Origin of the sequence: Haloferax sp. DFSO52 (assembly GCF_048158745.1) — an archaeon.
Taxonomy (GTDB): domain Archaea; phylum Halobacteriota; class Halobacteria; order Halobacteriales; family Haloferacaceae; genus Haloferax.
The window spans coordinates 208,672-232,102 of sequence record NZ_JBLOPB010000002.1 but is presented as its reverse complement, the minus strand read 5'-3'; the positions used below and the strand labels follow the sequence as shown (position 1 = coordinate 232,102).

The 23,431-nt window shown below is 61.7% G+C and carries 22 protein-coding genes; 14 read left to right on the top strand and 8 right to left on the bottom strand.

The annotated features are described in order from the left end of the window. The first annotated feature begins 22 nt into the window (after window positions 1-22). Window positions 23-1,327: a TIGR00341 family protein gene (locus ACK3SC_RS10895; protein ID WP_416840199.1), complete on the top strand. Its 1,305-nt coding sequence runs from the start codon at window positions 23-25 to the stop codon at window positions 1,325-1,327. Between the two features lie 105 nt (window positions 1,328-1,432). After that, the gene (locus ACK3SC_RS10890) at window positions 1,433-2,173 is read left to right on the top strand and encodes an SIMPL domain-containing protein (RefSeq protein ID WP_416840198.1); all 741 of its coding nucleotides are present in this window, start codon (window positions 1,433-1,435) and stop codon (window positions 2,171-2,173) included. Window positions 2,174-2,223: 50 nt separating this feature from the next. Here ACK3SC_RS10890 and ACK3SC_RS10885 read toward each other — a convergent pair whose 3' ends face one another. Both ACK3SC_RS10885 and ACK3SC_RS10880 read right to left on the bottom strand, forming a co-directional pair. Further along, window positions 2,224-3,252, bottom strand: a complete 1,029-nt coding sequence (locus ACK3SC_RS10885; RefSeq protein WP_416840197.1) for a two-component system sensor histidine kinase NtrB — start codon at window positions 3,250-3,252, stop codon at window positions 2,224-2,226. Between the two features lie 105 nt (window positions 3,253-3,357). Next, window positions 3,358-4,335, bottom strand: coding sequence for an NOG1 family protein (locus ACK3SC_RS10880; protein ID WP_416840196.1), 978 nt, complete (start codon window positions 4,333-4,335; stop codon window positions 3,358-3,360). 145 nt (window positions 4,336-4,480) lie between these two features. Between ACK3SC_RS10880 and ACK3SC_RS10875 the strand changes: the two genes are divergently transcribed. Beyond that, on the top strand, window positions 4,481-4,861 hold the full coding sequence (locus tag ACK3SC_RS10875) for a DUF5518 domain-containing protein (RefSeq protein ID WP_416840195.1): 381 nt from the start codon (window positions 4,481-4,483) through the stop codon (window positions 4,859-4,861). 17 nt (window positions 4,862-4,878) lie between these two features. Here the strand turns inward: ACK3SC_RS10875 and ACK3SC_RS10870 are convergent, their stop codons facing one another. Further along, window positions 4,879-5,727, bottom strand: coding sequence for a hypothetical protein (locus tag ACK3SC_RS10870; protein WP_416840194.1), 849 nt, complete (start codon window positions 5,725-5,727; stop codon window positions 4,879-4,881). A gap of 145 nt (window positions 5,728-5,872) precedes the next feature. Further along, the gene (locus ACK3SC_RS10865) at window positions 5,873-6,370 is read right to left on the bottom strand and encodes a DUF367 family protein (protein ID WP_416840193.1); all 498 of its coding nucleotides are present in this window, start codon (window positions 6,368-6,370) and stop codon (window positions 5,873-5,875) included. A 155-nt stretch (window positions 6,371-6,525) separates the two neighbouring features. Here ACK3SC_RS10865 and ACK3SC_RS10860 point away from each other — a divergent pair, with 155 nt between their 5' ends. Then, window positions 6,526-6,873, top strand: coding sequence for a nuclear transport factor 2 family protein (locus ACK3SC_RS10860; protein WP_416840192.1), 348 nt, complete (start codon window positions 6,526-6,528; stop codon window positions 6,871-6,873). A 21-nt stretch (window positions 6,874-6,894) separates the two neighbouring features. Here ACK3SC_RS10860 and serS read toward each other — a convergent pair whose 3' ends face one another. Continuing rightward, window positions 6,895-8,280, bottom strand: a complete 1,386-nt coding sequence (gene serS, locus ACK3SC_RS10855) for a serine--tRNA ligase (RefSeq protein WP_416840191.1) — start codon at window positions 8,278-8,280, stop codon at window positions 6,895-6,897. A 151-nt stretch (window positions 8,281-8,431) separates the two neighbouring features. Here serS and ACK3SC_RS10850 point away from each other — a divergent pair, with 151 nt between their 5' ends. The 3 genes from ACK3SC_RS10850 to ACK3SC_RS10840 all read left to right on the top strand — a co-directional run bounded on the left by ACK3SC_RS10850 (window position 8,432) and on the right by ACK3SC_RS10840 (window position 13,500). Next, window positions 8,432-9,340, top strand: coding sequence for an MBL fold metallo-hydrolase (locus ACK3SC_RS10850; RefSeq protein WP_416840190.1), 909 nt, complete (start codon window positions 8,432-8,434; stop codon window positions 9,338-9,340). Window positions 9,341-9,459: 119 nt separating this feature from the next. Then, a complete protein-coding gene (locus ACK3SC_RS10845; protein ID WP_416840189.1) occupies window positions 9,460-11,463 on the top strand; it encodes an AMP-dependent synthetase/ligase in 2,004 nt (667 codons plus the stop codon). A 129-nt stretch (window positions 11,464-11,592) separates the two neighbouring features. Next, window positions 11,593-13,500 (top strand): cation:proton antiporter, encoded by a 1,908-nt coding sequence (locus ACK3SC_RS10840; RefSeq protein WP_416840188.1) that lies wholly within the window; start codon window positions 11,593-11,595, stop codon window positions 13,498-13,500. Window positions 13,501-13,517: 17 nt separating this feature from the next. Here the strand turns inward: ACK3SC_RS10840 and ACK3SC_RS10835 are convergent, their stop codons facing one another. Then, a complete protein-coding gene (locus tag ACK3SC_RS10835; RefSeq protein WP_416840187.1) occupies window positions 13,518-13,697 on the bottom strand; it encodes a hypothetical protein in 180 nt (59 codons plus the stop codon). 226 nt (window positions 13,698-13,923) lie between these two features. Between ACK3SC_RS10835 and ACK3SC_RS10830 the strand changes: the two genes are divergently transcribed. Continuing rightward, window positions 13,924-15,618 carry an aldehyde ferredoxin oxidoreductase family protein gene (locus ACK3SC_RS10830; protein WP_416840186.1) on the top strand — a complete coding sequence of 565 codons (1,695 nt, stop codon included), beginning with the start codon at window positions 13,924-13,926 and terminating at the stop codon, window positions 15,616-15,618. 656 nt (window positions 15,619-16,274) lie between these two features. On the opposite strand, the gene ACK3SC_RS10825 is transcribed toward ACK3SC_RS10830, so the two are convergent. Continuing rightward, window positions 16,275-17,408, bottom strand: a complete 1,134-nt coding sequence (locus tag ACK3SC_RS10825; RefSeq protein ID WP_416840185.1) for a thiolase family protein — start codon at window positions 17,406-17,408, stop codon at window positions 16,275-16,277. Between the two features lie 219 nt (window positions 17,409-17,627). Between ACK3SC_RS10825 and ACK3SC_RS10820 the strand changes: the two genes are divergently transcribed. From ACK3SC_RS10820 to ACK3SC_RS10805, 4 genes are all read left to right on the top strand, one after another. Further along, complete coding sequence (locus ACK3SC_RS10820) at window positions 17,628-19,076, top strand: ATP-binding protein (protein ID WP_416840184.1); 1,449 nt, start codon at window positions 17,628-17,630, stop codon at window positions 19,074-19,076. A gap of 178 nt (window positions 19,077-19,254) precedes the next feature. Continuing rightward, window positions 19,255-20,079, top strand: a complete 825-nt coding sequence (locus tag ACK3SC_RS10815) for an MBL fold metallo-hydrolase (RefSeq protein WP_416840183.1) — start codon at window positions 19,255-19,257, stop codon at window positions 20,077-20,079. Between the two features lie 59 nt (window positions 20,080-20,138). Continuing rightward, window positions 20,139-20,333 (top strand): hypothetical protein, encoded by a 195-nt coding sequence (locus tag ACK3SC_RS10810; RefSeq protein WP_416840182.1) that lies wholly within the window; start codon window positions 20,139-20,141, stop codon window positions 20,331-20,333. Further along, window positions 20,330-20,542 (top strand): hypothetical protein, encoded by a 213-nt coding sequence (locus ACK3SC_RS10805; protein WP_416840181.1) that lies wholly within the window; start codon window positions 20,330-20,332, stop codon window positions 20,540-20,542. Before ACK3SC_RS10810 ends, ACK3SC_RS10805 begins: the two co-directional genes overlap by 4 nt. Window positions 20,543-20,567: 25 nt before the next feature. Here ACK3SC_RS10805 and ACK3SC_RS10800 read toward each other — a convergent pair whose 3' ends face one another. Next, complete coding sequence (locus ACK3SC_RS10800; protein WP_416840180.1) at window positions 20,568-21,557, bottom strand: DUF5787 family protein; 990 nt, start codon at window positions 21,555-21,557, stop codon at window positions 20,568-20,570. A 111-nt stretch (window positions 21,558-21,668) separates the two neighbouring features. Between ACK3SC_RS10800 and ACK3SC_RS10795 the strand changes: the two genes are divergently transcribed. Both ACK3SC_RS10795 and ACK3SC_RS10790 read left to right on the top strand, forming a co-directional pair. Beyond that, entirely contained in the window at window positions 21,669-22,373 is a 705-nt protein-coding gene (locus tag ACK3SC_RS10795) for a hypothetical protein (RefSeq protein ID WP_416840179.1), read from the top strand. Between the two features lie 96 nt (window positions 22,374-22,469). Further along, on the top strand, window positions 22,470-23,279 hold the full coding sequence (locus ACK3SC_RS10790) for a hypothetical protein (protein ID WP_416841214.1): 810 nt from the start codon (window positions 22,470-22,472) through the stop codon (window positions 23,277-23,279). The last annotated feature ends 152 nt before the right edge of the window (window positions 23,280-23,431 follow it).

Here is a 23,431-nt window from a genome sequence, read left to right as displayed (position 1 = left end):
CCGCCCGGAGTGACGTGAGAGCGTGCGACTCGTACAGGTACTGGTGCCGGCAGGAAAACGCGAGACAGTCCTCCGCACCCTCGACGACGAAGGCGTCGATTACGCCGTCTCCGACGAGAGTTCCGGCAGAGAGTTCGTCGCCGTCGTCACCTTCCCCGTTCCGAAAGAAGCAGTCGAACCGGTCTTGGCGCGACTGCGAGACGCCGGCATCGAGCGCGACGCGTACACCGTCGTCGTGAACGCGGAGACGGTGGCGTCCAAACGGTTCGACGCGTTAGCAGAGAAATACAAAGAAGACGAGGAGAACGGTGACCGAATCGCCCGCGAGGAGTTGGCGTCGAAGGCGGCTGAACTCGCACCGTCACTCCGGACGTACGTCATCATGACCGTCATATCGGCGTTCGTCGCAACCGCCGGACTCCTCCTCAATTCGCCGGCAGTCGTCGTCGGGTCGATGGTCATCGCGCCGCTCGTCGGCCCGGCGATGGCCGCCAGCGTCGGAACCGTCGTCGACGATGACGAGATGTTCGTCAGAGGCGTCCGACTGCAAGCGTTAGGGGGAATCTTGGCCGTCGGTTCGGCCGCCGTGTTCGCATTCGTCCTCAAAGAGAGCGGTGCCGTTCCGCTTTCCGCAGCGGACGTGCTGACGGTTCCCGAAATCGACGAACGACTCTCACCGGATCTCCTCTCGCTCGTCATCGCGTTAGGGGCCGGCGCAGCAGGTGCAATCTCACTCTCGACCGGTGTGTCGACAGCGCTCGTGGGCGTCATGATTGCCGCCGCGTTGATTCCACCGACTGCCGTCGTCGGTATCGGTATCGCGTGGGGTGCGCCCGAAGCAGTCGTCGGGTCGGCGATTCTCGTCCTCGTCAACATCCTCTCTGTCAACTTCGTCGCGATTGCCGTCCTCTGGAAGCAAGGCTACCAACCGGAACGCTGGATTCGACAGAGTGAGGCCCGACGAACCACCGCCTACCGCATCGTCGCCCTCGGGATGGGGCTGCTCGTGTTGTCGTCGTTTCTCGGTGCAGTCACGTACACGACGTACCGGAACGCCGGATTCCAGAGTGACGCACAGGACGCCATCGAAACAGTGCTCGCAGACGCAGATGCTCGGCTACTGTCGCTCGACATTCGATACAACACCGGCCCGCTCCCGGAACCCGACCACGTCGTCGTCACCGTCGGATACGACCCGCAAACTGATCCACCAGACGTTCAGGACACGCTCAGCGACCGGGTGAATGCTGTCGCCCCCGACCCGCTTTCGCCGTGGGCACCTGAGGAGATTACGGTCGAAGTTCGCTACATCGCCGTCGCCGACTGAGACTCTCACCGGGAGTTCGCTTTCGACAAAATCGTCAGACCTCGTAGCGACAATCGCTCTTTGTCTCTAGCGCGGATTGAATATCTCATCTCTCCTTATAGAGGTATGAAACGACGACTTATCGGTCCGCTCCTCATCGCAGGTCTTGTATTGCTCGCAGGCTGCCTCTCTGCTCCCCTCCAGACGACCTCCGGCGGCGATGTCGGGACGGACGCGACGACCATCTCGACGACTGGCACCGGCGAGGTCACCGCCGAATCCGACCTCGCCGTCGTCAACATCGCGGTGACACACACTGCCGACTCCGCTGACGAGGCCCGTGGTGTCGTCGCCGACGACGTCGCGGCGATTCGGACCGCACTCACCGACGCTGGCATCGCTGAGGATGCGATTCAGAGCACCGGGTTCAACATCTACCCCGAGTACAACTACGGCGGTGACGAGCGCGAACTCATCGGCTACCGCGCAATCCACAGCCTCACCATCGAAGTCGCCCCCGACCGTGCTGGTGAAGTCATCGACCTCGCTGTCGGTGCCGGCGCCGACGAGGTCCGTGGTGTGTTCTTCACCCTTACCGACGAGAAGCGTGCTGAGCTCCGAAGCGAAGCCCTGACCAAAGCCGTCGAATCGGCCAAAGCTGACGCCGACACCGTCGCTACCGCTGCCAATCTGCAGATCACCGGCGTTCACACCGCCTCTGTCGGTGGGGGCTACTCACCCGGTCCGTACCCCGTCGCCTACGCTGAAGATTCCGCTCGGGCCTCCAGCGCAGGCGCACCGACCGAACTCACTCCCGGTCCGGTGACCGTCTCGGCGACCGTCCAGATGGTCTACACGGCCGAGTAACTCCGCTCCGTCCAGTTCTGCTCCGTCCAGTTTTCGCACCCACGCTCTTCTTAGCAGCCGGTGAACTCGAACCGCGCGCCTTCGTCAGAACCCGACGAGAGTTCGATGTCCCACCCATGAGCTGCGGCAATCTCCTTGACGATGTTCAGCCCGAGTCCAGACCCCTCGGTCGATGTCGTGTACCCGGCTTCGAAGATATGGTCACGAGTGGTGTCCGCAATCCCGGGACCGTCGTCCGCCACGTAGAATCCACCCGCGACGTCGCCAACAGTAATCGTGACGCCGTCACCGCCGTGTTGAATCGAATTTCGAAACAGGTTCTCCAGCAGTTGCTGGCACCGACTGGCATCGACTTCGACCGACCGGTCGGTTTGGATGTCTATCGTGGCGTCACCCACCACGACAGAGTCCCAGCTACAGATGGCGAGATTCGCGAGGGAGACAGATTCGGTCTCTCCGATTTCGTCACCCTCCTGCGCCAGTGTGAGCAGGTCCTGGATGAGCCTCTCGATACGGCCGTGTGCACGCTCGACGACATCGAGATGAGAACTCTCGCACTCTTCTTGAGCCAAGGCGAGTCTGCCCGACGCAACCGTCAACGGACTCCGTAAATCGTGGCTCACCACACTCGCGAACTCGTCGAGGAGGTCACGCTCGTGTCTGAGGTCTTCTACCCGGGTGACCCGCGCTGAGATGTCCCGAATGACACCAACGGTACCCCGGAACTCGTCTTCGAACGGAAGCAGTGCGATGTGATTCTCACACGGGATGCGCTCACCCGTGGCCGTGACGAGCGTCAACTCGAACGTTCCGTTGTCTTCCGAAGACGACAGCAACGAGTTGATGAGGTTTTCTCCAGTCGCAACGTTGGCGTCTCCCATAACCGTCGATGCATGTGTGCCGACAATCGACTCGAGAGAATAGCCAGTCAACTCGGTGAACGCAGAGTTGGCCGTGATGAATCGGCCGTCACTGTCGAGGGTGTAGATTGGGTCGCCCGAGGCCTCGACCATCGACTCGTAGCGTTCGAGTTCGCGCTTGTGTGTCGTCCGTTCGGTGATGTCCCGCGCAAAGCCCACGACTTGCAAGCGGGTGTGGCCTTGATGCAACAACGTTCACAAGTCACCGCAGGCCGAAGCCAGTGCCCCGACGCGACGCCTCAGGTGACGTGCTGCCACCCCAGATTACTCGTTGCGCGATGGCGGGATGTCGGGGTCGAACCCAACTGCGTCGGCCGCAGCACCGAGGACCGCATCGACGTTTTCACCGGTCTCGACGCTCATGTAGAGGTCTGCGTCCATGTCGGTCGAGCGGTCACTCTTGTTACAGACAGTGAGGACGGGGATATCGCGTTCTTCGAACCGCGCTTTGACGGCGTCGCGAAGTTCGAGTTGTGCTTCGATGGGGTAGCCACACTCGCCGCTGGCGTCGGCGACGAAGATGACCGCGTCTGCGAGGTGTTCGAGGGCACTGACGGCCTGTCGCTCGATGTCGTTTCGCTCGTCTTCGGGTCGGTCGAGCAGACCCGGCGTGTCGATAATCTGGTAGCGGATGCGGTCGCGGTCGAAGTGTCCAATCTGGACGCCCTTCGTGGTGAACGGGTACCGCGCAATCTCATTGGACGCGCGGGTCACGTTATTGACGAACGACGACTTGCCGACGTTCGGGTAGCCAGCGACGACGATTGCGGGTTCGTCGGGGCGGATGTCTGGAAGTCCCTTCAGTGCGTCGCGGGCCTCACCGATTCGGAGCAAGTCGTCTTCGACTTCTTCGACGACGCTGGCCATACGGGCGAACGCCTGCTTGCGGTGTTTGCGAGCGAGGTCGGCGTCGGTCTTGCGGAGTTTCGGCTGGTACTCGCGAGCGATGTTGTCGACCTGCCGAGACGCCCACATGATTTCGGAGAGGCTCTTTCGAACCTCGTCGACGTCGACGATGGCGTCGGCGAGTTCGTAGTAGAAGGGGTCGACCGTCTCGAAGTCCGGCCACTCGACGACGACGTTTTCGAGGTTGTCTGAGAGGATGTTCGACGCCGTCTGGAGCATCGACTGCTGAGCCTCCAACTTGTTCTGCTTCGCTCGCCCCGAGCGTGCGGCCCGCGAAAAGGCCTTGTCGATGAGTTCGTCCGACCGGGGCGTGGTCGGGAGAGACTCGAAAATCATTGCACTCGGCTACAAGGCGGAGGCGTAAAAGCGCGTTTGTTTGGGTTTCGAAGCCTCGCGAGGTGAATTAGGCGTGCAACAGGCCCACACGATTCGACCCCCACGTGCCACGAAGTTCTTACACGAAGACGCAGTACCTCGGTCTATGACTGAGTGGAAAGCAGTCGGCGTCGGGTTCGTCGTCATGCTCGTTATCGGTGCCGGTGGCCTCGCTATCCCGGTCGTCGGGCAAATCGGTGCCGGCCTCATCGGCGGGTTCGCGACGGGCTATCTCGCTGGTGGGTCGCTTGGGAACGGTGCGTGGAACGGCCTCGTTGCGGGGTCGATTTCGGGAATCGTCGTGAGCCTCTTCGCGGCATTCCTCGGCGGGCTTCTCGGACTCGCCGGCGGGCCACTGGGTGGGCTCTTCGGTGGCATCGGCGTGTTCGTCCTCGGAATCATCCTGACGCTCCTGTTCGCCATCGACAGCGCACTCGCTGGGGCAGTTGGCGCGTGGGTGAAAGGGAGAACACAAGGCTCGAACTAGCTGATAACTGGACTACTTCACCAGCGTTCCATACCGAGATACAGCACCAGTATCGCACCCAGATACAGTATCATCCCCCCGACGACACCCCACGTCAGCACGTTCGATGTGTCGAAGTTGTCCCACACTCTGCCGACACCGACCAGTACCAAGGAGAAGCCGAGCAACTCGCTCTGGACCAGTATCCGCGCAGCACTCCAGCGCTCGTCGAGGACGACAGCGACGTTCACGACACCAAAGAGCGCGAACCACCCTGCCAAAATCCGAGCCGTCAACGGAGAGACCGTCCACGGCCAGACACCAATCATCAGGTCGGGGAAGACGAACAGGGCGACGGCACTGGCTGTGACGACGAGTCCGAGAAGCCCACCGAGAACACGAACAGCCCGTGGAAGACGGATCTCACCAGCCCGTAGTTCACCACTGTCGGTCCGGCGGTTGAGTGCCCACAGAGCAGGGATGAGTATCGGTGTTATTGCGTAGAGGAAGACCCAGAGGGAGAACGTGACGTGAGTGTGGTTGAAATTTTCCCAGTGGAGCACAGTGGCGATTGCCATGAACCACGTGAACGTGGCGATGCCGAGGAAGACTGGGGCGACAGTGTGCCACTCCTCTGCGGTCGAAACCCGATAGAAGAAGTACACGCCCGCCCCGTAACCAGCACCCATGATGATGGGCGTCATCTCGGGGCGTATCGTCCACGCGAACAGTTCGGTGGTCCGAGCTGGGAGGCCGAAGAGAACCAGAAACGCTGCAGCCAGAAACGGGATGATGATGCGTGCGACCCATCGGGTGAGAGGGAGGATTCGGTCGTCCTGGACAGAGATATCCACTCTGTGCTGAAGTTTGACTCGCCAATCACTCATCGTCTGTTCACTCCATACAGAGTCGTCCAGTGACACATATGTGTATCTTCGATACAGCGAACACACCCGAGCGATTCGGCACACATCGCTCGGCAAACGCTGCGGAGAGTACCCACAACCAATCAGCGCCCGCTGGCCGAGTTACTCACTCGCCGCGTTCGAGGTACTCGCGCTGAATTTCGACGACTTCGGTCGAATTCTCACACTCGCTGTACCGCCGGAGGGGTTCCTCGTTGAGTTCGAGGAAGGTGTGTCCCCAACGGAACTTCGAGAGAATCGCTTCGGCCTGCGGTTTCTCGCCGAAGATGACGAGCGCCGCCGCAAGTGCTTCGACAGTCGTCAGTTGCATCGGCCGGCCGAAGTTGACCGGGTTGGCGGCGACGAGATAGGGAAGCGCGCGGTGTTCACCGGGGAGCGAAAACATTGCCTCCTCGGCGGATTCCCACGAGCAGTCGAGCGCGACGAGCGCGCCACTGTCTCTGTCGGCGGGCGAGAGCGCCTTCTCTGCGTGCGGGTTGAGCACGACGCCGTACGGTGTCGCCCGGTCCGACCCGTGGAGGGCCGCCATGTCGAACCGTTCGAGTTTCTTCGCCGTGCACTTCTTCGGGTCGTCGTCACCCTCGTATCGAACGTGCAGGTCCACACCTCGCGTACGCGGGTCCGAGAGAAAAGCGTCCCGAAGGCAGGGCACAGATTCGTCTGCGTCTCGAAAACAGGGTACAGATTCGTCGAGAAAATCTCCCAGAGCGAACTCCAACTCGGCGGCGGATTCTTGTCACCCGAGGACGAAGGAGGACCGTGCACCCCGACGCGACATTTCTGGCCCGGTTGTACTACACGGCGTTAGACGAGCACGGCTACGACACGCTTCGGGACATCCTCGACCCGGATTTCGTCCAGCACCGAGGCGAGATGACGCTCGACGGGCGCGAAGAGTTCGTCTCGTTCATGCGTGACGACCGACCACAGAAAGACACGACACACGTCATCGACCGCTACATCCAGTCGAAGAGCGAGGACGAAATCGTCGTTCGCGGCCACCTCGAAGATAGCACTGGCGACGAACTGTTCGTCTTTCTCGACCGGTTTCGAACGCGCGAAGGGCAGATTTCCGAACTGAAAACGTTCGTCAAATCGCCGAACTGAGCGCCAGAAGAGACGACTGTCTCAGTCTTTCTTACCCGCGCCGACTGCCGCTTCGCCAACCGGTTCGTGGCCCTCGATGACCTCGCGGCCACCCATGTAGGGCTGGAGTGCCTCGGGCACGTCCACGGTGCCGTCTTCGTTCTGGTAGTATTCGAGCAGTGCGACCATCACGCGACCGACAGCGGTGCCCGACGCGTTGAGCGTGTGGAGGTACTCGGCCGACTCGTGACGCTCGGGGCGGTAGCGGAGGCCGGCACGGCGTGCCTGGAAATCTTCGAAGTTCGACGCCGACGAGACTTCGAGCCATCGGCCACCAAGCCCCTCGGGCGCGTCGTCCGATTGGGTTCCGGGTGCCCACACTTCGAGGTCGTACGTCTTGGCCGACGCGAAGGTGAGGTCACCCGTACAGAGCGAGAGCACGCGGTACGGCAGGCCGAGTCGGTCGAGCACTTCGGCCGCTTCGTCGACGAGGGCTTCGAGGCGGTCGTACGACTCCTCGGGTTCGACGAAGTTGACGAGTTCGACCTTGTTGAACTGGTGGACGCGGACGATACCGCGCGTCTCGGTCCCGTGTTCACCGGCCTCTTGCCGGAAGTTCGGCGTGTACGCCTGATGCTTCAGCGGCAGGTCGTCTTTCAGGAGGATTTCGTCGCGGTACATGTTCGTGACCGGCACCTCTGCGGTGGGGCAGAGCCACAGGTCGTCTTCTTCGTAGTCTTCGGTCTCCGACCCGCCGATTCGGTAGGCGTCTTCGGCGAACTTCGGGAGCTGGCCGGTGCCTTCCATCGAGGTGGTCTTGACCGGAATCGGCGGGAAGAGGTCCACGTACTCCTGTTCGCGGTGGACGTCCAGCATGAACTGGATGAGCGCGTGTTCGAGCATCGCACCTTCGCCCTTCAGGAAGTAGAAGCCCGACCCGGTCGTCTTCGCGGCGCGTGCCTCGTCGATGATGTCGAGGCTCTCACCGAGTTCGTAGTGGGGTGTCACGTCGTCCGGGAGGGCACGCAGGTCGTCGAATCCGACGCGGCGCACTTCCTCGTTGTCCGATTCGTCGGTTCCAATCGGGACCGACTCGTTCGGGATGTTCGGGAGTTCGAGGAGCGCCTGGTCGAGTTCCGATTCGAGGTCGGCAGTTCGGGCTTCGAGCGTTTGCAGTTCGTCTTTGAGTTCACCCGAACGGTCGATTGCCGCCTGTGCTTCGTCGTCTTTGCCTTCCTGTTTCAACTGGCCAATCTTCTGGCTGACCTCGTTGCGCTCGTGTCGGAGGTTGTCGCCTTCGGCTTTCAGCGAGCGCCACTCGTCGTACACGTCGAGGATGTGGTCGAGGTCCACGTCCTCCATGCTGCGGGCCGAGAGTGCGTCACGGATTCGCTCCGGGTCGTCACGGAGCACTTGCCTGTCGATCATTACTCCGTGGTTCCTGCGCCGGCGGCAAAATCGTATCGCATCGCCAGAATCGGGCCGACCCGGGAGAGAATCAACTCGACTCAGTAGCCGTGCGGTGGAGGTGTCTCGCGACCGACCGAATGCTTTTACTCCCCGACGACGGCCGTCAACTATGGCAATTGGCGATGTCGAACCCGTGCCGAACAGCACGGACGTCTATTACGTGGATACGGGAATGTACGAAGTCGAGAAGTACGGGTCGGTCTACCTCATCGACGCCGAACGACCCGCGCTCATCGACACTGGCATCGCCGCCGACCGTGAGCACGTCTTCGGAATGCTCGACGAAATCGGCGTCGACGACCTCGAATACATCTTGCCGACACACGTCCATCTCGACCACGCTGGCGGCGCAGGCTATCTCGCAGAGCGCTACCCGGACGCGACCGTGATGACGCACGAAATCGGTGCCCCGCACCTCGTGGACCCGACGCGCCTCGTCGAAGGCACGAAGGCTGCCGTCGAAGAGCAGTGGCGCTTCTACGACGAACCGCTCCCAATCGACGAAGACCGAGTCGAACCACTCACCGACGGCGACGAAATCGACCTCGGTGACCGAACGCTCACCGTCTATCACGCGCCTGGACACGCACCCCATCAAGTGATGTTCCACGACGACGGCGACGACCTGCTCTTCGTCGGCGACGCACTGGGAATCTGGGAACCGAAGACCGAGATGGTCCGACAGACTTCGCCGCCAGCACAGTTCCATCTGGAGAAAGCACTCGACGACGTTCGAACGATCGAAGACATCGCCCCCGAGATGCTCTGTTTCGGTCACTTCGGCCCACGGGCGTACACAGCGGAGTTCGCAGAAGAGTACAAACGCGTCCTCGTCGAGTGGGTCGAGGCCGTCCGCCAAAAGCGCGAAGAACTCGACGACGACGACGCGGTCATCGAGTACTTCGTCGAACACTCCGACGTGGCCGACGTGTGGGGCACGCGGAAAGCCCACGACGAAGAGCGACTGAACACTCGAGGCGTCCTCGGCTATCTCGACTACATGAGCAAGCAAGCGTAAGCGGACGCTGGACTCGCACGTCGAGAGAACCGCAGCCTCACCCCACGATACCCGGTACTGTGGATTTTCAACCAACCGAACGTACATAGTTTTAAATGTTGAATCAAAACTAACAGGACATGGATTGGCAGGACGCGGAGGCGGCGTACGATGACCCGGCCATCGGACGGACGACTCTTCCATGGATGTTCGAAGAGAGCGCGGAGCGCAACGCCTCGCGAGCTGCACAACGGTACAAAGGGGGTATCTACGAGCGGTCGCTCGTCGAATCGGGTGTCATCCCGGCGGCACCCGACCACGAGTACGCCGAACTCACCTACGAGGAGATGCGAGACGTCGTCAGGAAACTCGCCACAGGATTCCGCGACCTCGGGCTAGCAGCGGGTGACCGTGTCGGCATCTTTGCACACACGCGAATGGAGTGGGCACAGACCGACTTCGCCGTCCTCGGTGCTGGCGGTGTCGTCACGACGGTCTACACATCGTCGTCGGAGAGTCAGGTCGAGTACCTGCTTTCGGACCCCGGTGCGGACGCCGTCGTCGTCGAAAATCAGGAGCTGTTGGACCGCGTGGTCGCCGTCGAGGACGCCCTCGACCTGGAGTTCATCGTCGTCTTCGACGAGTACGACGGCTACGAGGACCGAGACGACATCCTGACGCTCGGCGAACTGTACAAACGCGGCGAGGCAGTCTACGACGACACGGCGTACGAGTCGTGGCTGGACGAACGCGACCCGGATGACCTCGCGAGCCTCATCTACACCTCCGGAACCACGGGCCAACCGAAGGGTGTCCAACTCACCCACTGGAACTTCCGGTCGAACGTCAACGAGGCGTACCGACGGTTCGGCCCCCGCCCCGACAAGGGTGACTTGCCGGTCTTCGGTACCAACACAGTTGGCCTCTCGTTCCTCCCGCTCGCACACGTCTTCGAACGGATGGCGGGCCACTTCCTCGTGTTCGCAGCAGGTGGCTCGGTCGCGTACGCGGAGAGTCCAGACACGCTTCGTGAAGACTTCCAACTCGTTCGACCGACGAGTGCGACGAGCGTCCCCAGAGTATACGAAAAACTCTACGACGCGATTCGAACGCAGGCCAGCGAGTCACCCGTCAAACAGCGTATCTTCGAATGGGCCGTTGACGTCGGCCAGACGTACCACACGACGGAGTCGCCCGGGCTTGGACTCACGCTGAAACACCGAATCGCCGACCGACTCGTCTTCCAACAGGTTCGCGATGCAATCGGCGGCAATCTCGACTTCTTCATCAGTGGTGGCGGCAGTCTCTCGGCGGAACTCTGTGCGCTCTATCACGCGATGGGCCTCCCAATCTACGAGGGTTACGGCCTCACCGAAACGTCGCCCGTCATCACAGTCAACCCACCAGAAGAGCCGAAAATAGGGACGATTGGGTACCCGCTGCAGAACGTCGAGGTAAAACTGGATACGACCGTCGTCGGCGACCAACTCGGCGCTGCGGGCGGTGAGATTGGCGAACTCCTCGTCCGCGGGCCGAACGTCACCAGCGGGTACTGGAACCGACCCGAGGAGACCGAAGCGGCCTTCGTCGAAGACGACGATGGAAACCGCTGGTTCCGCACCGGCGACGTCGTCGAACTCCGGCCAGATGGCTTCATCACGTTCCGCGAACGGGCCAAACAGATTCTCGTCCTCTCGACGGGCAAGAACGTCGCACCCGGCCCCATCGAAGACGCCTACGCCTCGTCGTCTATCGTCGAACAATGTATGGTGCTCGGAGACGGCCACCGGTTCATCTCCGCGCTCATCGTCCCGAGTTTCGAGGGGCTCCAGAAGTGGGCCGACGCCGAAGGAATCGACCTCCCTGACGACCCCAAGGCCATCTGCCGCGACGAGCGAGTCAAAGCGCGCATCCAACAGGAAGTCGACGAGGCCAACGAGAAATTCGAGACGTACGAACAGATCAAGCAGTTCCGCGTCGTGCCCGAAGAGTTCACCGAGGACAACGACCTGATGACGCCGACGATGAAGAAGAAACGGCGCAACATCCTCGACCGGTACGCCGACGAAGTCCAGCTCATCTACGACGAGTCCGACGACGGCGCTGAAGACAGAAGCGGGAGCAGTCAGACCGCGACCCAGTAGAATCGAATACATTAAACTTTTTCTGCGAAATTATACACGAACGTTTCTACAATCCGCCGGAAATGCCAACCGAGATGTATGGTTTTATCTTCCGTGGCCACATGAACCGAATCAATGGAGGCGAGATAAGTGGCCGCAGCAGGAGGAGCGAATCTCATCCCGCTCGTTGCCGCAATCATAGGTATCGGCGTCATCTCGCAGGTGCTTTCGGACCGATTCCGGGTTCCAAGTGTCGTGTTCCTCATCGCGTCGGGCATCTTGCTCGGCCCCGAGGTGCTCGGCATCATCTCACCCGATTCGTTCGGAAACGCACTGCAAGCTATCGTCGGTCTCTCAGTGGCAATCATCGTCTTCGAAGGTGCGTTCCACCTTCGAATCGACAAACTCCGAGAGGCACCCGCAGCGACGTTCAGACTCGTAACAGTTGGTGCCGTCATCGCTTTCATCGGGACGGGACTCGTCGTCCACTACGCACTCGGTGCGCCGTGGGCAGTCTCCTTCCTCGTCGGCGCACTGTTGGTCGCAACCGGGCCGACGGTCATCGCACCTATCCTCGAAGTCGTCCCGGTGCGTGACCGAGTCGGGACTGCACTGGACACCGAAGGAATCGTCAACGACGTGACGGCGGCCATCGTCGCCGTCGTCATCTTCGAGGCTATCATCGAAGGTGTCAATAGTCCCAACGCACTCGTGACGCTGTTCGCCGAGCGACTCGGTGTCGGCGTCGTCGTCGGTGCAATCGTCGCCGGGACACTGTACTACGCGCTCCAGTACGTGGACCTCTCACCCGGGAACGCTCCGCAGAACGCCCGGTTGCTCGTCCTCGCGGGGGCGCTCGTCTCGTATGCAGCGGCAGACTTCGTCGCCACCGAGGCAGGCATCGCCGCCGTCGCGACTGCGGGTATCCTCCTCGGCAACGCCGACGTCCCGTACGAAGAAGAGATTTCGGCGTTCAAAGGCGACATTACGCTGCTCGTCCTCTCGTTCGTCTTCATCGCCCTCGCGGCGTTGCTCGAGTTCGAGAGTCTCCTCTCGCTCGGATTGGGTGGCATCGCCATCGTCGTGGCCGTCGCCCTCGTCATCCGGCCGCTTCTCGTCTTCGTCTCGACGGCGGGTGACCGCTTTACGAGAGGCGAGAAGCTCTTCATGAGTTTCGTCGGCCCACGCGGTATCATCCCCGCGTCGGTCGCGACACTGTTCGCCATCGCGTTCCGTGAAGAGGCAACGCGACTCGCCGCCGAGGGGATGACCCAACAGGCCGCCGTCTTGAACGAGAGCGCCTCGATTCTGGTCGGAACCGTCTTCCTCGTCATCCTCACGACAGTCCTCTTCGAAGCAGGCCTCGCCCGACAAATAGCAGAATACCTCGACGTCATTCCAATGCGTGTACTCGTCATCGGAGGTGGAAAGGTGGGCCGTGCGCTCGCCGAACGCCTCGCAGACCGTGGAGAGAACGTGGTCCTCATCGAACAGGACCAGGAAGTAGTCCAAATCGCCCGCAATCAGGGGTTCACCGTCCATCACGGCGACGGCACCGACACGGATGTCCTCCGGTCGGCCGGCGCTGGCAATGCGAAAGTCGTCGTCGCCGCCACCGGTGACGACGACGTGAACTTGCTGGTGTCGCAACTCGCCAACTCGAAGTTCGACCCGGAGAAGGTCCTCGCGCGGGCCAACAACCCGGACAACGTCGAAGCGTTCGAAGAGCTGGGTGTCCGGACCATCGCGTCGACCATCGCCACCGCACAGGCGCTGGACAACTACATCGAACGCCCCTCGATGTCCAACTGGATGGGCGAAATCGGCCGCTCTGGTGACGTGCAGGAAGTCGAAGTCACGGCCGAGAAAATCGTCGGTCGGACCATCCGAGAAGTCGGCCCCGAACTCCCCAGTGGGTGTCTCATCACGCTGGTTTCCCGAAACGGGGAGACGAACGTGCCGGAGGCTGACTTCACGCTACAGGAAGGCGACCGTATCACTATCATCGGAAAGCGAGAAGACGTCCGGGCCGCAGAGAAGCTCGTCCACCCCGAGTAAGACTGCAGTCCCCCTGTCTATTGTCGTTCGCTTCGGGCCCATCGCAGGAAGACGGCCCAGTATCCCACCGTTACCGCGACGAGAACGTACCAAACAGGGGCCCCGAGGTCGGGTCTCGGCACGAATCCCACCGAAACGGCACCGGCGGCCGCCAGTACCGTCACCACCCCCGTCAGTACAGTCGTCGAGAGATTCATCGTCAGACTAGTCTTCACCTCTCCAGTATGAACGTGACGAAAGTCAGATGAAGGACCATGATAGTTGGCCACAGAATACAGGGATTCAGCCGGATACTCCAAGAAATCACTCGAATTATGCAGGGAAATCAGTCGGAGAAAACAGGAAATCAGTCGGATTGTTGCCGTGTGAGTGAGCGCTGAACCCGACACGAACGGTTATTCAGGTGCTCGTCGAAGAACGACCATGCGACACACGGAGGGTCCACTGTGTTCGGTCGATCTGGAGGCGCGGACAGCCGACACGAGTGAAATCGACCACATCCTCGAATCGTACCTTGGCGGCCGAGGCGTCGGGACGAAACTCGTCCACGACGGCGTGCCGTTCGACGCCGACCCACTCGGCCCGGAGAACCGACTCGTCCTCGCCGCCGGGCCGATGCAACAGTCTCGGATGAGTTTCACCGGCCGGGTGAACATGACGGGCGTCTCACCCCTGACGAACGGCATCGTCTCGTCGAACGCCGGGGGGTTCCTCTCGCGACACCTCGTCGGCACGGGCTACAGCGCCATCGAGTTCTCAGGCGTTGCGGACGAACTGCTCGCGGTGCACGTCCGCCCCGACGGCGTGGAGTTCGAAGCGGTGCCCGAACTCGAGCAGGCGGAAGTTCCAGAAATCACCGAACACGCAAAGACGGAGTGGGGACTCGATGCCGAACAACTCGTCTGTATCGGACCGGCCGGAGAGAATCTCGTCCGATTCGCGTCTGTGATGACGACCGAATCACGGGCGTTCGGCCGCGGTGGGCTCGGCGCGGTCATGGGCGCGAAGAATCTGAAGGTCGTCACATTCGAGGGTGACGCGGCTCCCGACGTGGAAATCGAGTTCCCCAGCGAGGCGATGGACGTCCACCGCGAAGCAGCAACCTCGGACCACGCGATGAAGCGACAGGGGACGAACGCCGGTGCCGACTACGCGAACTCAGTCGAGGCACTCCCGACGCGATACTTCACCGAACGCCAGTTCGATGGCATCGAGGGAATCAACGGCGACGCCGTGGAGTCGAAGAAGTACAAAAAAGGAACCTGCTCGCAGTGTGCCTTCGCGTGCAAACTCCCGACGCGTGACGAAGAGTCGGGCGTCGAGACAGAAGGCCCAGAGTACGAGACGTCGATGGCGTTCGGGTCGAACTGTGACGTCGACGACGTCGTGGCCGTGATGAAGTCCAACGAACTCTGTGACATCCTCGGACTCGACACCATCTCCGCCGGCGACACCATCGCGGCCTACCTGATGGCCGAAGACGAGTTCGGAAACGTCGACCTCATCCACGAACTGGTCGAACAAATCGGCTACCGCGAGGGCATCGGCGACATCCTCGCAGAAGGGACCCACCGCGTCGCCAGCGAACTCGGCGTCCACGACTGGACGGTCAAAGGCATGGAGTTCCCGGCCCACGACGGCCGTCATCTCCACGGACAGGGGCTCTCGTTCGCCACGTCGAACCGCGGGGCCGACCACATGTACGCCTCGTTCTACGCCATCGAGTACCCCTACGTGCACAAATCGAAGGCGATGAAACCGGAAGGATTCGACGGCAAACCACAGCGCCTCGTCGAGAAAGAGAACCACAACGCCGTCCTCGACAGCGGCGTCGTCTGCAAGTTCTCGCGTGACTTCATCGACGAGGACCTGCTCGGTCACCTGCTCGACACCGACTACGACCACCTCCAAGAAATCGGTGAGCGCATCGTCACCCTCGAACGCCACTTCAACAACCAGCGCGGATTCGACCGGAGCGACGACGTGCTTCCCTTCGACATCCCCGGATTCCCCCACGCGCTCTCGGAGTACTACGAGATTCGCGGATGGAGCGAAGACGGCGTCGTGCCGGAGTCAGCAGTCGATGGCGTGAGTGGGGCCGCACCGGCAGACGATTAGGCGCGACGTTCGGGCCGCCCCTTCGAGAGGAGAGACGTACCCACAGCTGTGACGTTTGTGGATACCGTCAACGGAAATCAGTCGAGTGGGGTCGTCGAGTCGGTCGATTGCCGAACGAGACGGGGCGTTCGTTCTCGGGAGCGGCACCAACGAGAACTGCTCGATGCGTCGACACCGAACATGCAGTGTCGTTTTTCCGTAGTTGTGACTCGGTTAGAGAGAAGTGCTCACGACGAGAACGGGAGAGTGCCGAATATGTTAGGCAACGAGTTAAACCGTTGTGTGTTCATACCCAGAAAGGCCGGGGTGCCTCTGACAATAAACACCGGCAGGTCGTCAGACTGGGATGCCCAACCTGGTCTGTGCGAGGTGGTGGGACGCCGAAACGGTCGAACCGCTGACGTAGAGACACGCCCCTGCTCTGAACATGTCGACCGACCCGTGTGCCTGCCCCTCCAAGACACCTTTTCGAAGAATTGACGCGATACAGAGAGCCGGCTATCGTATCTGCTGAACCCGATTGCCGCGCAACTGTCACCTTTTTCCGAGACTCGCTCACGCTCACCCCGCAAAAATCTGTCTTCGTGAGCGAGAGCGAACGAAGGCTCGTGAGACGCACCGCGTCACACGGTGGACCAAAAATATTCGCCGAAGTCTTACCGACTGAACTCGATTGCCGCGCCCTGTCCGAATCCGACACAGAGCGAGGCGAGGCCACGGTCCACGTCGCGCTTGACCATCTCGTGGATGAGCGTCACGGGCAGGCGTGCGCCGGAGGCACCGAGTGGGTGGCCGAGGGCGATTGCGCCGCCGTTGACGTTGAGTATGTCTTCGTCGATGCCGAGTTCGCGGCGGGAGTACTCACACTGACTGGCGAACGCTTCGTTGATTTCGACGAGGCCGTAGTCGTCGATGTCGCTGCCGGCGCGTTCGAGGAGGCCACGCGTGGCCGGAACCGGACCGATACCCATGACGGTTGGGTCGACACCGGCGACGTTGTTGGTGCCGACGGACGCGAGCACGTCGAGGCCGTGTTCGTCCGCGAACTCACGGGACGTGACGAGAACGGCGGCCGCGCCGTCGGTAATCTGGGAGGAGTTACCTGCGGTGACCGAGCCATCGCCGGAGAACGCGGGCGAGAGACCAGCGAGGACTTCGAGCGAGGTGTCGCGGCGGATACCTTCGTCTTCGGTGACGACGCCGTCGTCGGTCTCGATGGGGACGATTTCGTCGTCGAAGCGTCCGGAGTCCGTCGCGTCGGCGGCGCGCCGATGGCTGCGGACTGCGAACTCGTCCTGTGCCTCGCGGGAGACGTCGTACTCTTCTGCGACCTTTTCGGCGGTCATCCCCATCTGGAGTTGGAAGACGTTGTACTGCTCGCTCAGTTCTGGATGGAGGTACTGGTAGGAGTCGCCATCCATCGGAATGCGCGACATGCTCTCGACACCGCCGGCGATGATGCACTCGCGGTTGCCGGCAGCGATGGCGTCCGATGCGGAGATAATCGCCTGCATCGACGAGGCACACCAGCGGTTGATGGACGTTGCGGGCACACTCTCGCCGAGATTGGAGAGGAGGGCGATGACGCGCGCGACGTTGTTGTCCTGTTCGGTTCGCTGCTGGGCGACGCCCCACATCAGGTCCTCTACGTCGTCCGGGTCGACGTCGTGTTCGTCGAGGATGTGGTCGATGAGAGCGATAGACAGGTCTTCACTTCGAACGTCTTCGAAGACGCCGCCTGCCTTTCCGAAAGGGGTCCGGTACGCAGCAGCAATGACTGGTTCTGACATGCCACAACTTCAGAGTTCAAACACCATAAATAGTTTAGAACTCACAAGCCGTCGAAAAGAGTTGTTTTGCGAGACTGTTGTGCCGACAGGCCGCCAGAATAGTGGTTGGTTCCACGGCGAAAGCCGCCCGAACCACGTTCACGAAGGTCACTGGTAACTCGGCACGCGCCGACGACGAGTCCGACGCTCTTATGCGTCTCGCCCGGCAATTCTTCGCGGATGAGTGAACGGGCGCTCGAGGTTGTCGAGTTTCTGCTGACGGCCCACCTTTACACCGACGACCGAACGCTTGACGAGAACGACCTTCCTCCGCGATTTCGGCGCGTCTTCTGGACGGACGCCGACGACGAAGACGATTCGTCGACGGGCGGCATCGAGCGACCGCTCGTTGTTACCGATTCGATCGCGCGGAAGGCGACAGGAGTCGAACATCCGTGGGACGCAATTTCGGACCTCATGTTCACCCAACGTGAGGAGTTCTCCGGCCGCCTCTCTTTGACGCAACCCGAGATGGCGCTGGAGTGGTTCGTCAAACGCGCCGACTACGACATGTTGGTGACGAACCCGACGATTGCGAAGGCCGTCGAGGGCCGCGACGACGTGGATGTAACGCACGAAGAAGCGCGTGACCAGACGCGCCCCATCCACGCCGACCGCGTCTGGATCGACAGCCTCCTCGACGAGTACTTCGACGACGAAGACGACGCCGAGATGCTGGACCTCGTGCAGGTTCGCGCACCCGAGGAAATCGAGATGACGCTCGACGACCTCGTGTTGACCTCGGACCAGGAAGGCGAGATACAGAAACTCATGAAGGCCATCGAGCACCGCGAGTACCTCGCGCAGATTGGCCTTCGTGAAATCGGGAAGATTCTGTTCGTCGGCCCGCCGGGAACCGGAAAGACGACTGTCACCCGCGCTCTCGCGCACGAACTTGGCCTCCCCTTCGTCGAAGTCAAGCTTTCGATGATTACGAGCCAGTATCTCGGTGAGACGGCCAAGAACGTCGAGAAGACGTTCGAAGTCGCCAAACGACTCTCGCCGTGTATCCTCTTTATCGACGAGTTCGACTCGGTCGCCAAGACGCGCCGGTCGGACGAACACGCCGCGCTCAAACGCGCCGTCAACACGCTTCTCAAGAGCATCGACGACATCTCGCTGATTCGCGACGAGGTCATCCTCATCGGGGCGACGAACCACCCCGACCAGCTCGACTCCGCCGCATGGCGACGCTTCGACGAAATCGTCAACTTCCCCAAACCGGACCGAGGGATGCGTTCGGACATCCTGCGCGTCATCACGAACCGGATGGACATCGACGAGTTCGACCCCGACGCAATCGCCGACGTGACCGAAGGCCTCACCGGGTCTGACCTCCGGATGGTGCTGCGTGAGGCCGTCCTCGAAGCGCTCACCGAAGAGCGAATGGAACTCACCCAAGACGACCTGCTGGAGGCCGTCGAAGACTTCGAAGAGCGTGACAACCTGAAGAACCTCGATATGATGTCGGACTCGTCGGAACTCGTCGCCGGGTCGGGCGATGGACACGACCACAATCACGACGACCACGACCACGACCACGACCACAGTCACGACGGCGAACACGACCACGACCACGCCGACGAACACGAAGGCGAGACGCAGAAAGACGCCGGCGCTGCGCAGTAATCTCGCACTCGATTTTTCACCGAGTAGTCCTATCCTCGATATTCTGACCGGCTAGTCGGTATCGTATCGAACTGCACGCGTGAAGCCGACCTGCCCTGTCGCCAACTGGACGACCACTGAGGAGGAGGTCGCCGTCGTCGGCCACGTTTAAGCCCCGCCATCTCTCATCTTTGAACAGATGCGTGTGACCCTCCTCGGGACGGGCGATACCACCGGGACACCGACCGTCGGGTGTGACTGCGACACCTGTATCGAGGCCCGCGAACGCGGTATCGAGCGGACGCGCTTTTCGGTCCACGTCGAAAACGAGCGAACCGGCGAGTCGCTCCTCGTCGACTTCAGTCCCGACTTCCGTCACCAGTTTCTCACACAGGAGACGCCGCTCCCCGATGCGGCCCTCGTCACCCACATTCACTTCGACCATCTCGACGGGTTGGGCAACGTCTACCGCCTCCTCGACCACCTCGACGTTCACGCGACCGACGAGGTCGACCCTGCGACCGGCGAGAGCGTCGCAGACACGATTCGCTCGAAGTTCGACTATCTGGGTCGCATCGACGTCCACGACCAGACACCGTTCGAATCGTTCCGTACCTGCGGGTTCGACGTGACGTTCGTCCCCGTCGTCCATCCGCCGCTTCTGTGCTACGGCGTCGCCATCGAAGACCCCGAAACGGGTGCGAAACTCGCTATCTCCAGCGATTCGACCTACGCGATTCCCGAGGAGTCGCGTGAGGTACTGGCCAATCCGGACCTCCTCCTCGCGGAGGCGCTCGTGCCCGCCTCGCTGTGTGAGTACCACCCTGCCGGCGGCACCGACCACGACGAAAACGGGGTGCCACGGACCTTCGGCACGAAACACATGACCCGAGAAGGGGCGATTTCGCTCGGCGAAGACCTGAACGCCGACGTGACCCGTCTCGTCCACGTCGCCCACTACTACCCGGCCGACGAGGCGTTCGAAGAACCGCTGGCGACTGACGGTGAAGTGTACGAGTTGTAGGGACTCGCGGCGTTCTCGCCAACCGTACGTTTTTCCACGATGCGTGAGGAGGGTGTCGTATGGCCCTCGCACTCTCGACAGCCGAGAGAGCCACCTCGGTGTTCGCCATCGGACTCGCGACTGCCGCCGGGTTCGCGCTCTTCTCTCCGCGCCCGCTCACCGAGGCGCAACTCGGCGTCGTGTTCGTCCTTTCGGCCGGTATCGGTATCGGGTCGCTCTGGATGCTCGCGAACCACACGGGAGACGACGCGTGAACCCCCGGACTGTCGTCGGTGACCGGGCGTTCAGGTCGCTCTTGGTGGCAGGCGTCGGTATCGGCGTCCTGACGCTCGTCGTGACTTACGTCGATACAGGGCAGATAGACCTCGTTACGCCCGTCATTTACGTCGTCCTCGTCGCCATCGTCGGTGCACTCCTCGTCACTTACTGGAACTACATGGAGCAACGTGCCGACGCAGAGTAATTTTAGCCTCCGAAAACCGGTCTCATTACGAAAACCGGTCTAATCCTGACTGCCTGCGAGCGACGCCTCTCGGGTCCGCGACCCAGTCGCTCCGGGCGTCGCGGAGGCGTTCGCGGTCGAATGCTGGCGGGTCTGCCGGGGCGAACGCCGAACAGTCACTCCCGCACTCGGACCCGGGGTCGACGACGCGCCCGAAGTGCGAACAGACGGGTCGGCCATCGGCATCGACAGTCGCGTGTTCGCATCCCGGCAGGTCGTAGCGCCGCCAGCCTTTGCCGTAGGTGCGCTCTGCGAGTTGCAGGCGAGCAGTTCGTTTCTCGGCCGGTGTGACGAACGCCACGTCGGTGTGGAGCGACTCGTATTCGACGGGTTCGACTCCCGTCGCGTCGGCGGCGAGTGGCGTGGCCTCGCGGACGACTTCTCGGTCGCCTGATTCGGGGTCGAATCGCCAGACTCCGACTTCTTTGGGGATGCGATTGAGGTGTGCACCGGTGACGTAACTCTCAGTGGCGAGGACGACTTCGTCGAACAGTGCGAGACTCACGTCGAGGCGGAGTTGTCGCAGGAGGTCACCGGGTTCGCCGAGGTCGGGTTTGTTCTCGATGCCGACGAGACGAGCGAACCAGTCGTCGGGATAGCGAGTGGCGCGGCGGACGTACTCCCGGCCACGACGACGCTCGGATTCGAAGAAGCCGACTTCGACGGCACGCTCTGTCGCGCGTCGGGCACGGGCGGGGTGACAGTCGAAGGCGTCGCGCCAGAAGACCGAACGGCCGACGCCGACACTGCTCTCGATTGCCGGAGCAGGAATCGCGCTCGACGTGATTCGGGTTCGGGCATCGAAGTCGGCGGCGGGGCCGGGGACGACGGCGCACACGTCGATGATGCGACTCCCCTGTGAGAAGACGGAGGCACCGAGTTGCCGAGCAGGAAGCCAATCTGTCGTCTCTTCGAGGTGGGCACAGAGTGCCAGTTCGAAGGCGAATTCCGACGGCGACGACACCGGTACGGGCACGACACGATATCGGGAATGGAGGGTGAAAAGCCTCGCTCTCGTTCGGCGGTCGAACGAATCGGGACATGTCAGCCACCGAACTTTATACGCTGGTTACCATAGCGAGTGGCGATGCGATTCCCCGTCTCGGCCTCCCCCCGTAACCGCGCTCTGTTGGTCGTCGCCCTCGGCATCGGACTGGTCTTCACCGCCGTCTTCGCACCGATGGGTGCCATCGTCCCGACGTACCGATACGAGGTGGTCGAAGTCTCTCCCGACTCGCAGTGGGCCCAGCACGCAACCTACTCCGACAACGTCCTGGCCTGTGTCGACGACGAGCCCCTGTGTCAGACCGTCTCTCAGGTGCGGGCAGAGGGCCCAAGAGTCGTCGAGCGTGAACGAGTCAACTGCGCCGAGATGCTTGCATTCTGTGGTCACTATCAGGTCGCGTACTATCCGAAAGACGACGCGTTCTACAGACTCCACCACGAGTCACTCGACAACGGTTCTGTGGAGTTACGACTCGAACCCATCTCGAACCGGACTGCGATGCACATCGCTGCACTGAACGCTGAGACGTTCCCGTCGGAGTTCCAACGACTGTTCGAGTCAGGAACCGTCCGCACGAGTGACCCCATCGCCGGGTGGAAATACTGGCGGGAGACCCACGAACTCGTCGAGTACGAAGGGCGGTTCTACACGTCGGGCGGGTGGCGATACAACGGACCGAACAGGCACTGGGACGAGTACCTGCGCGGGATGACTGCGCTCGCGGGCATCGGCCTGCTCCTCTACGGGCAAACGATGCGACTTCGCGCAACGAAGCGGGACGAGTAGGGTTCGTCGCGTCAGAATAGAAGAGCCAGTCGCATCAATAGAGGAGACTGTCACCGTCCCATACCTATTTGAATGATGACGAAGCAACTCCGAGCGATGACCGGGCAGGACGACTCTGACCGTCGGATAGGGAGACGGACGTACCTCGGTGCGGCCGCAAGCGCTGGGCTTGCAGGCCTCGCAGGGTGCAGTTCGGGGAGCACCGCGAGCGCCGCACGCGGGCCACCGAAGGTTCCCGAGTCGAAACTCGACGCGGGCGGATGGGTTCAGGTCGACGAGCAGACTCGCGACCCGGCGTTCGAGAAGTCGTTCGGGCCAGTGAGTGTCTCGGCAGCGTTTCGGACGCTCGTCTTCGAAGACGAAGCGCTGGCGACGGAGTTGAAAGAGAAGACGCTCGGACAGGCCGAAGGCCAGTTCTCGATGTTCTTCGCGACGCGCGTGACGCTCGACCCGAGTCTCGCACAGATTCCCGACGCCGTACTCGACCCGGTCGTCGAGCAAGTCGAGTCGCAGGCGCGTTCGCAGTACGAAGCACAGTTAGAATCGGCCGGCCTCGTCGACATCGAACAGCAATCGTCGGGGTCGTTGACCGTCGAGACGGGCGAGAACGCGCGTGTGACCAACTACAGTGCCGCGTTCCCGTTCGAGGGAATCACTTTCCCGCTGTCCGACGAGAAGCAAATCGACATCGAGGGGAAGAATCTCGGTGTGAGTGGACTCCTCGCCGTCTGGGAACACGATGGGTCGATTCTCATCGCTGGCGGCGCACACCCCGGTGAGAACCTCGATCTGGGCGTGACGAAAGAACCTACCTCGGCCATCGAGGTGTCGGTCGATATCGACCTCGGACTCACGCCAGACGCCTACCGAGACGAACTTCGGTCGCTCGTCAAAGCAGTCGAGTAACGGCACCGTGTGGAGTCCTGTAACGGCACCGCGTGGAGCCGAGTAACGTCACCGCGTGGACGTCGCGAAACGCCACCGACGCACGTTGCAAGGAGTGACACACGACGGTGCCGTCGTGGAATGAGCCACACCTGACCGACACCGGAGACACC

Excerpts from the sequence above, each read along its gene's own strand:
- ACK3SC_RS10890 (WP_416840198.1), top strand. The coding sequence starts at position 1,433 with ATGAAACGACGACTTATCGGTCCGCTCCTCATCGCAGGTCTTGTATTG.
- ACK3SC_RS10875 (WP_416840195.1), top strand. The coding sequence starts at position 4,481 with ATGACTGAGTGGAAAGCAGTCGGCGTCGGGTTCGTCGTCATGCTCGTT.
- ACK3SC_RS10815 (WP_416840183.1), top strand. The coding sequence starts at position 19,255 with ATGCGTGTGACCCTCCTCGGGACGGGCGATACCACCGGGACACCGACC.
- ACK3SC_RS10835 (WP_416840187.1), bottom strand. The coding sequence starts at position 13,697 with ATGAATCTCTCGACGACTGTACTGACGGGGGTGGTGACGGTACTGGCG.
- ACK3SC_RS10845 (WP_416840189.1), top strand. The coding sequence starts at position 9,460 with ATGGATTGGCAGGACGCGGAGGCGGCGTACGATGACCCGGCCATCGGA.
- ACK3SC_RS10795 (WP_416840179.1), top strand. The coding sequence starts at position 21,669 with ATGCGATTCCCCGTCTCGGCCTCCCCCCGTAACCGCGCTCTGTTGGTC.
- ACK3SC_RS10810 (WP_416840182.1), top strand. The coding sequence starts at position 20,139 with ATGGCCCTCGCACTCTCGACAGCCGAGAGAGCCACCTCGGTGTTCGCC.
- ACK3SC_RS10820 (WP_416840184.1), top strand. The coding sequence starts at position 17,628 with ATGAGTGAACGGGCGCTCGAGGTTGTCGAGTTTCTGCTGACGGCCCAC.
- ACK3SC_RS10880 (WP_416840196.1), bottom strand. The coding sequence starts at position 4,335 with ATGATTTTCGAGTCTCTCCCGACCACGCCCCGGTCGGACGAACTCATC.
- ACK3SC_RS10870 (WP_416840194.1), bottom strand. The coding sequence starts at position 5,727 with ATGAGTGATTGGCGAGTCAAACTTCAGCACAGAGTGGATATCTCTGTC.
- ACK3SC_RS10825 (WP_416840185.1), bottom strand. The coding sequence starts at position 17,408 with ATGTCAGAACCAGTCATTGCTGCTGCGTACCGGACCCCTTTCGGAAAG.
- ACK3SC_RS10790 (WP_416841214.1), top strand. The coding sequence starts at position 22,470 with ATGACCGGGCAGGACGACTCTGACCGTCGGATAGGGAGACGGACGTAC.
- ACK3SC_RS10830 (WP_416840186.1), top strand. The coding sequence starts at position 13,924 with ATGCGACACACGGAGGGTCCACTGTGTTCGGTCGATCTGGAGGCGCGG.
- serS (WP_416840191.1), bottom strand. The coding sequence starts at position 8,280 with ATGATCGACAGGCAAGTGCTCCGTGACGACCCGGAGCGAATCCGTGAC.
- ACK3SC_RS10850 (WP_416840190.1), top strand. The coding sequence starts at position 8,432 with ATGGCAATTGGCGATGTCGAACCCGTGCCGAACAGCACGGACGTCTAT.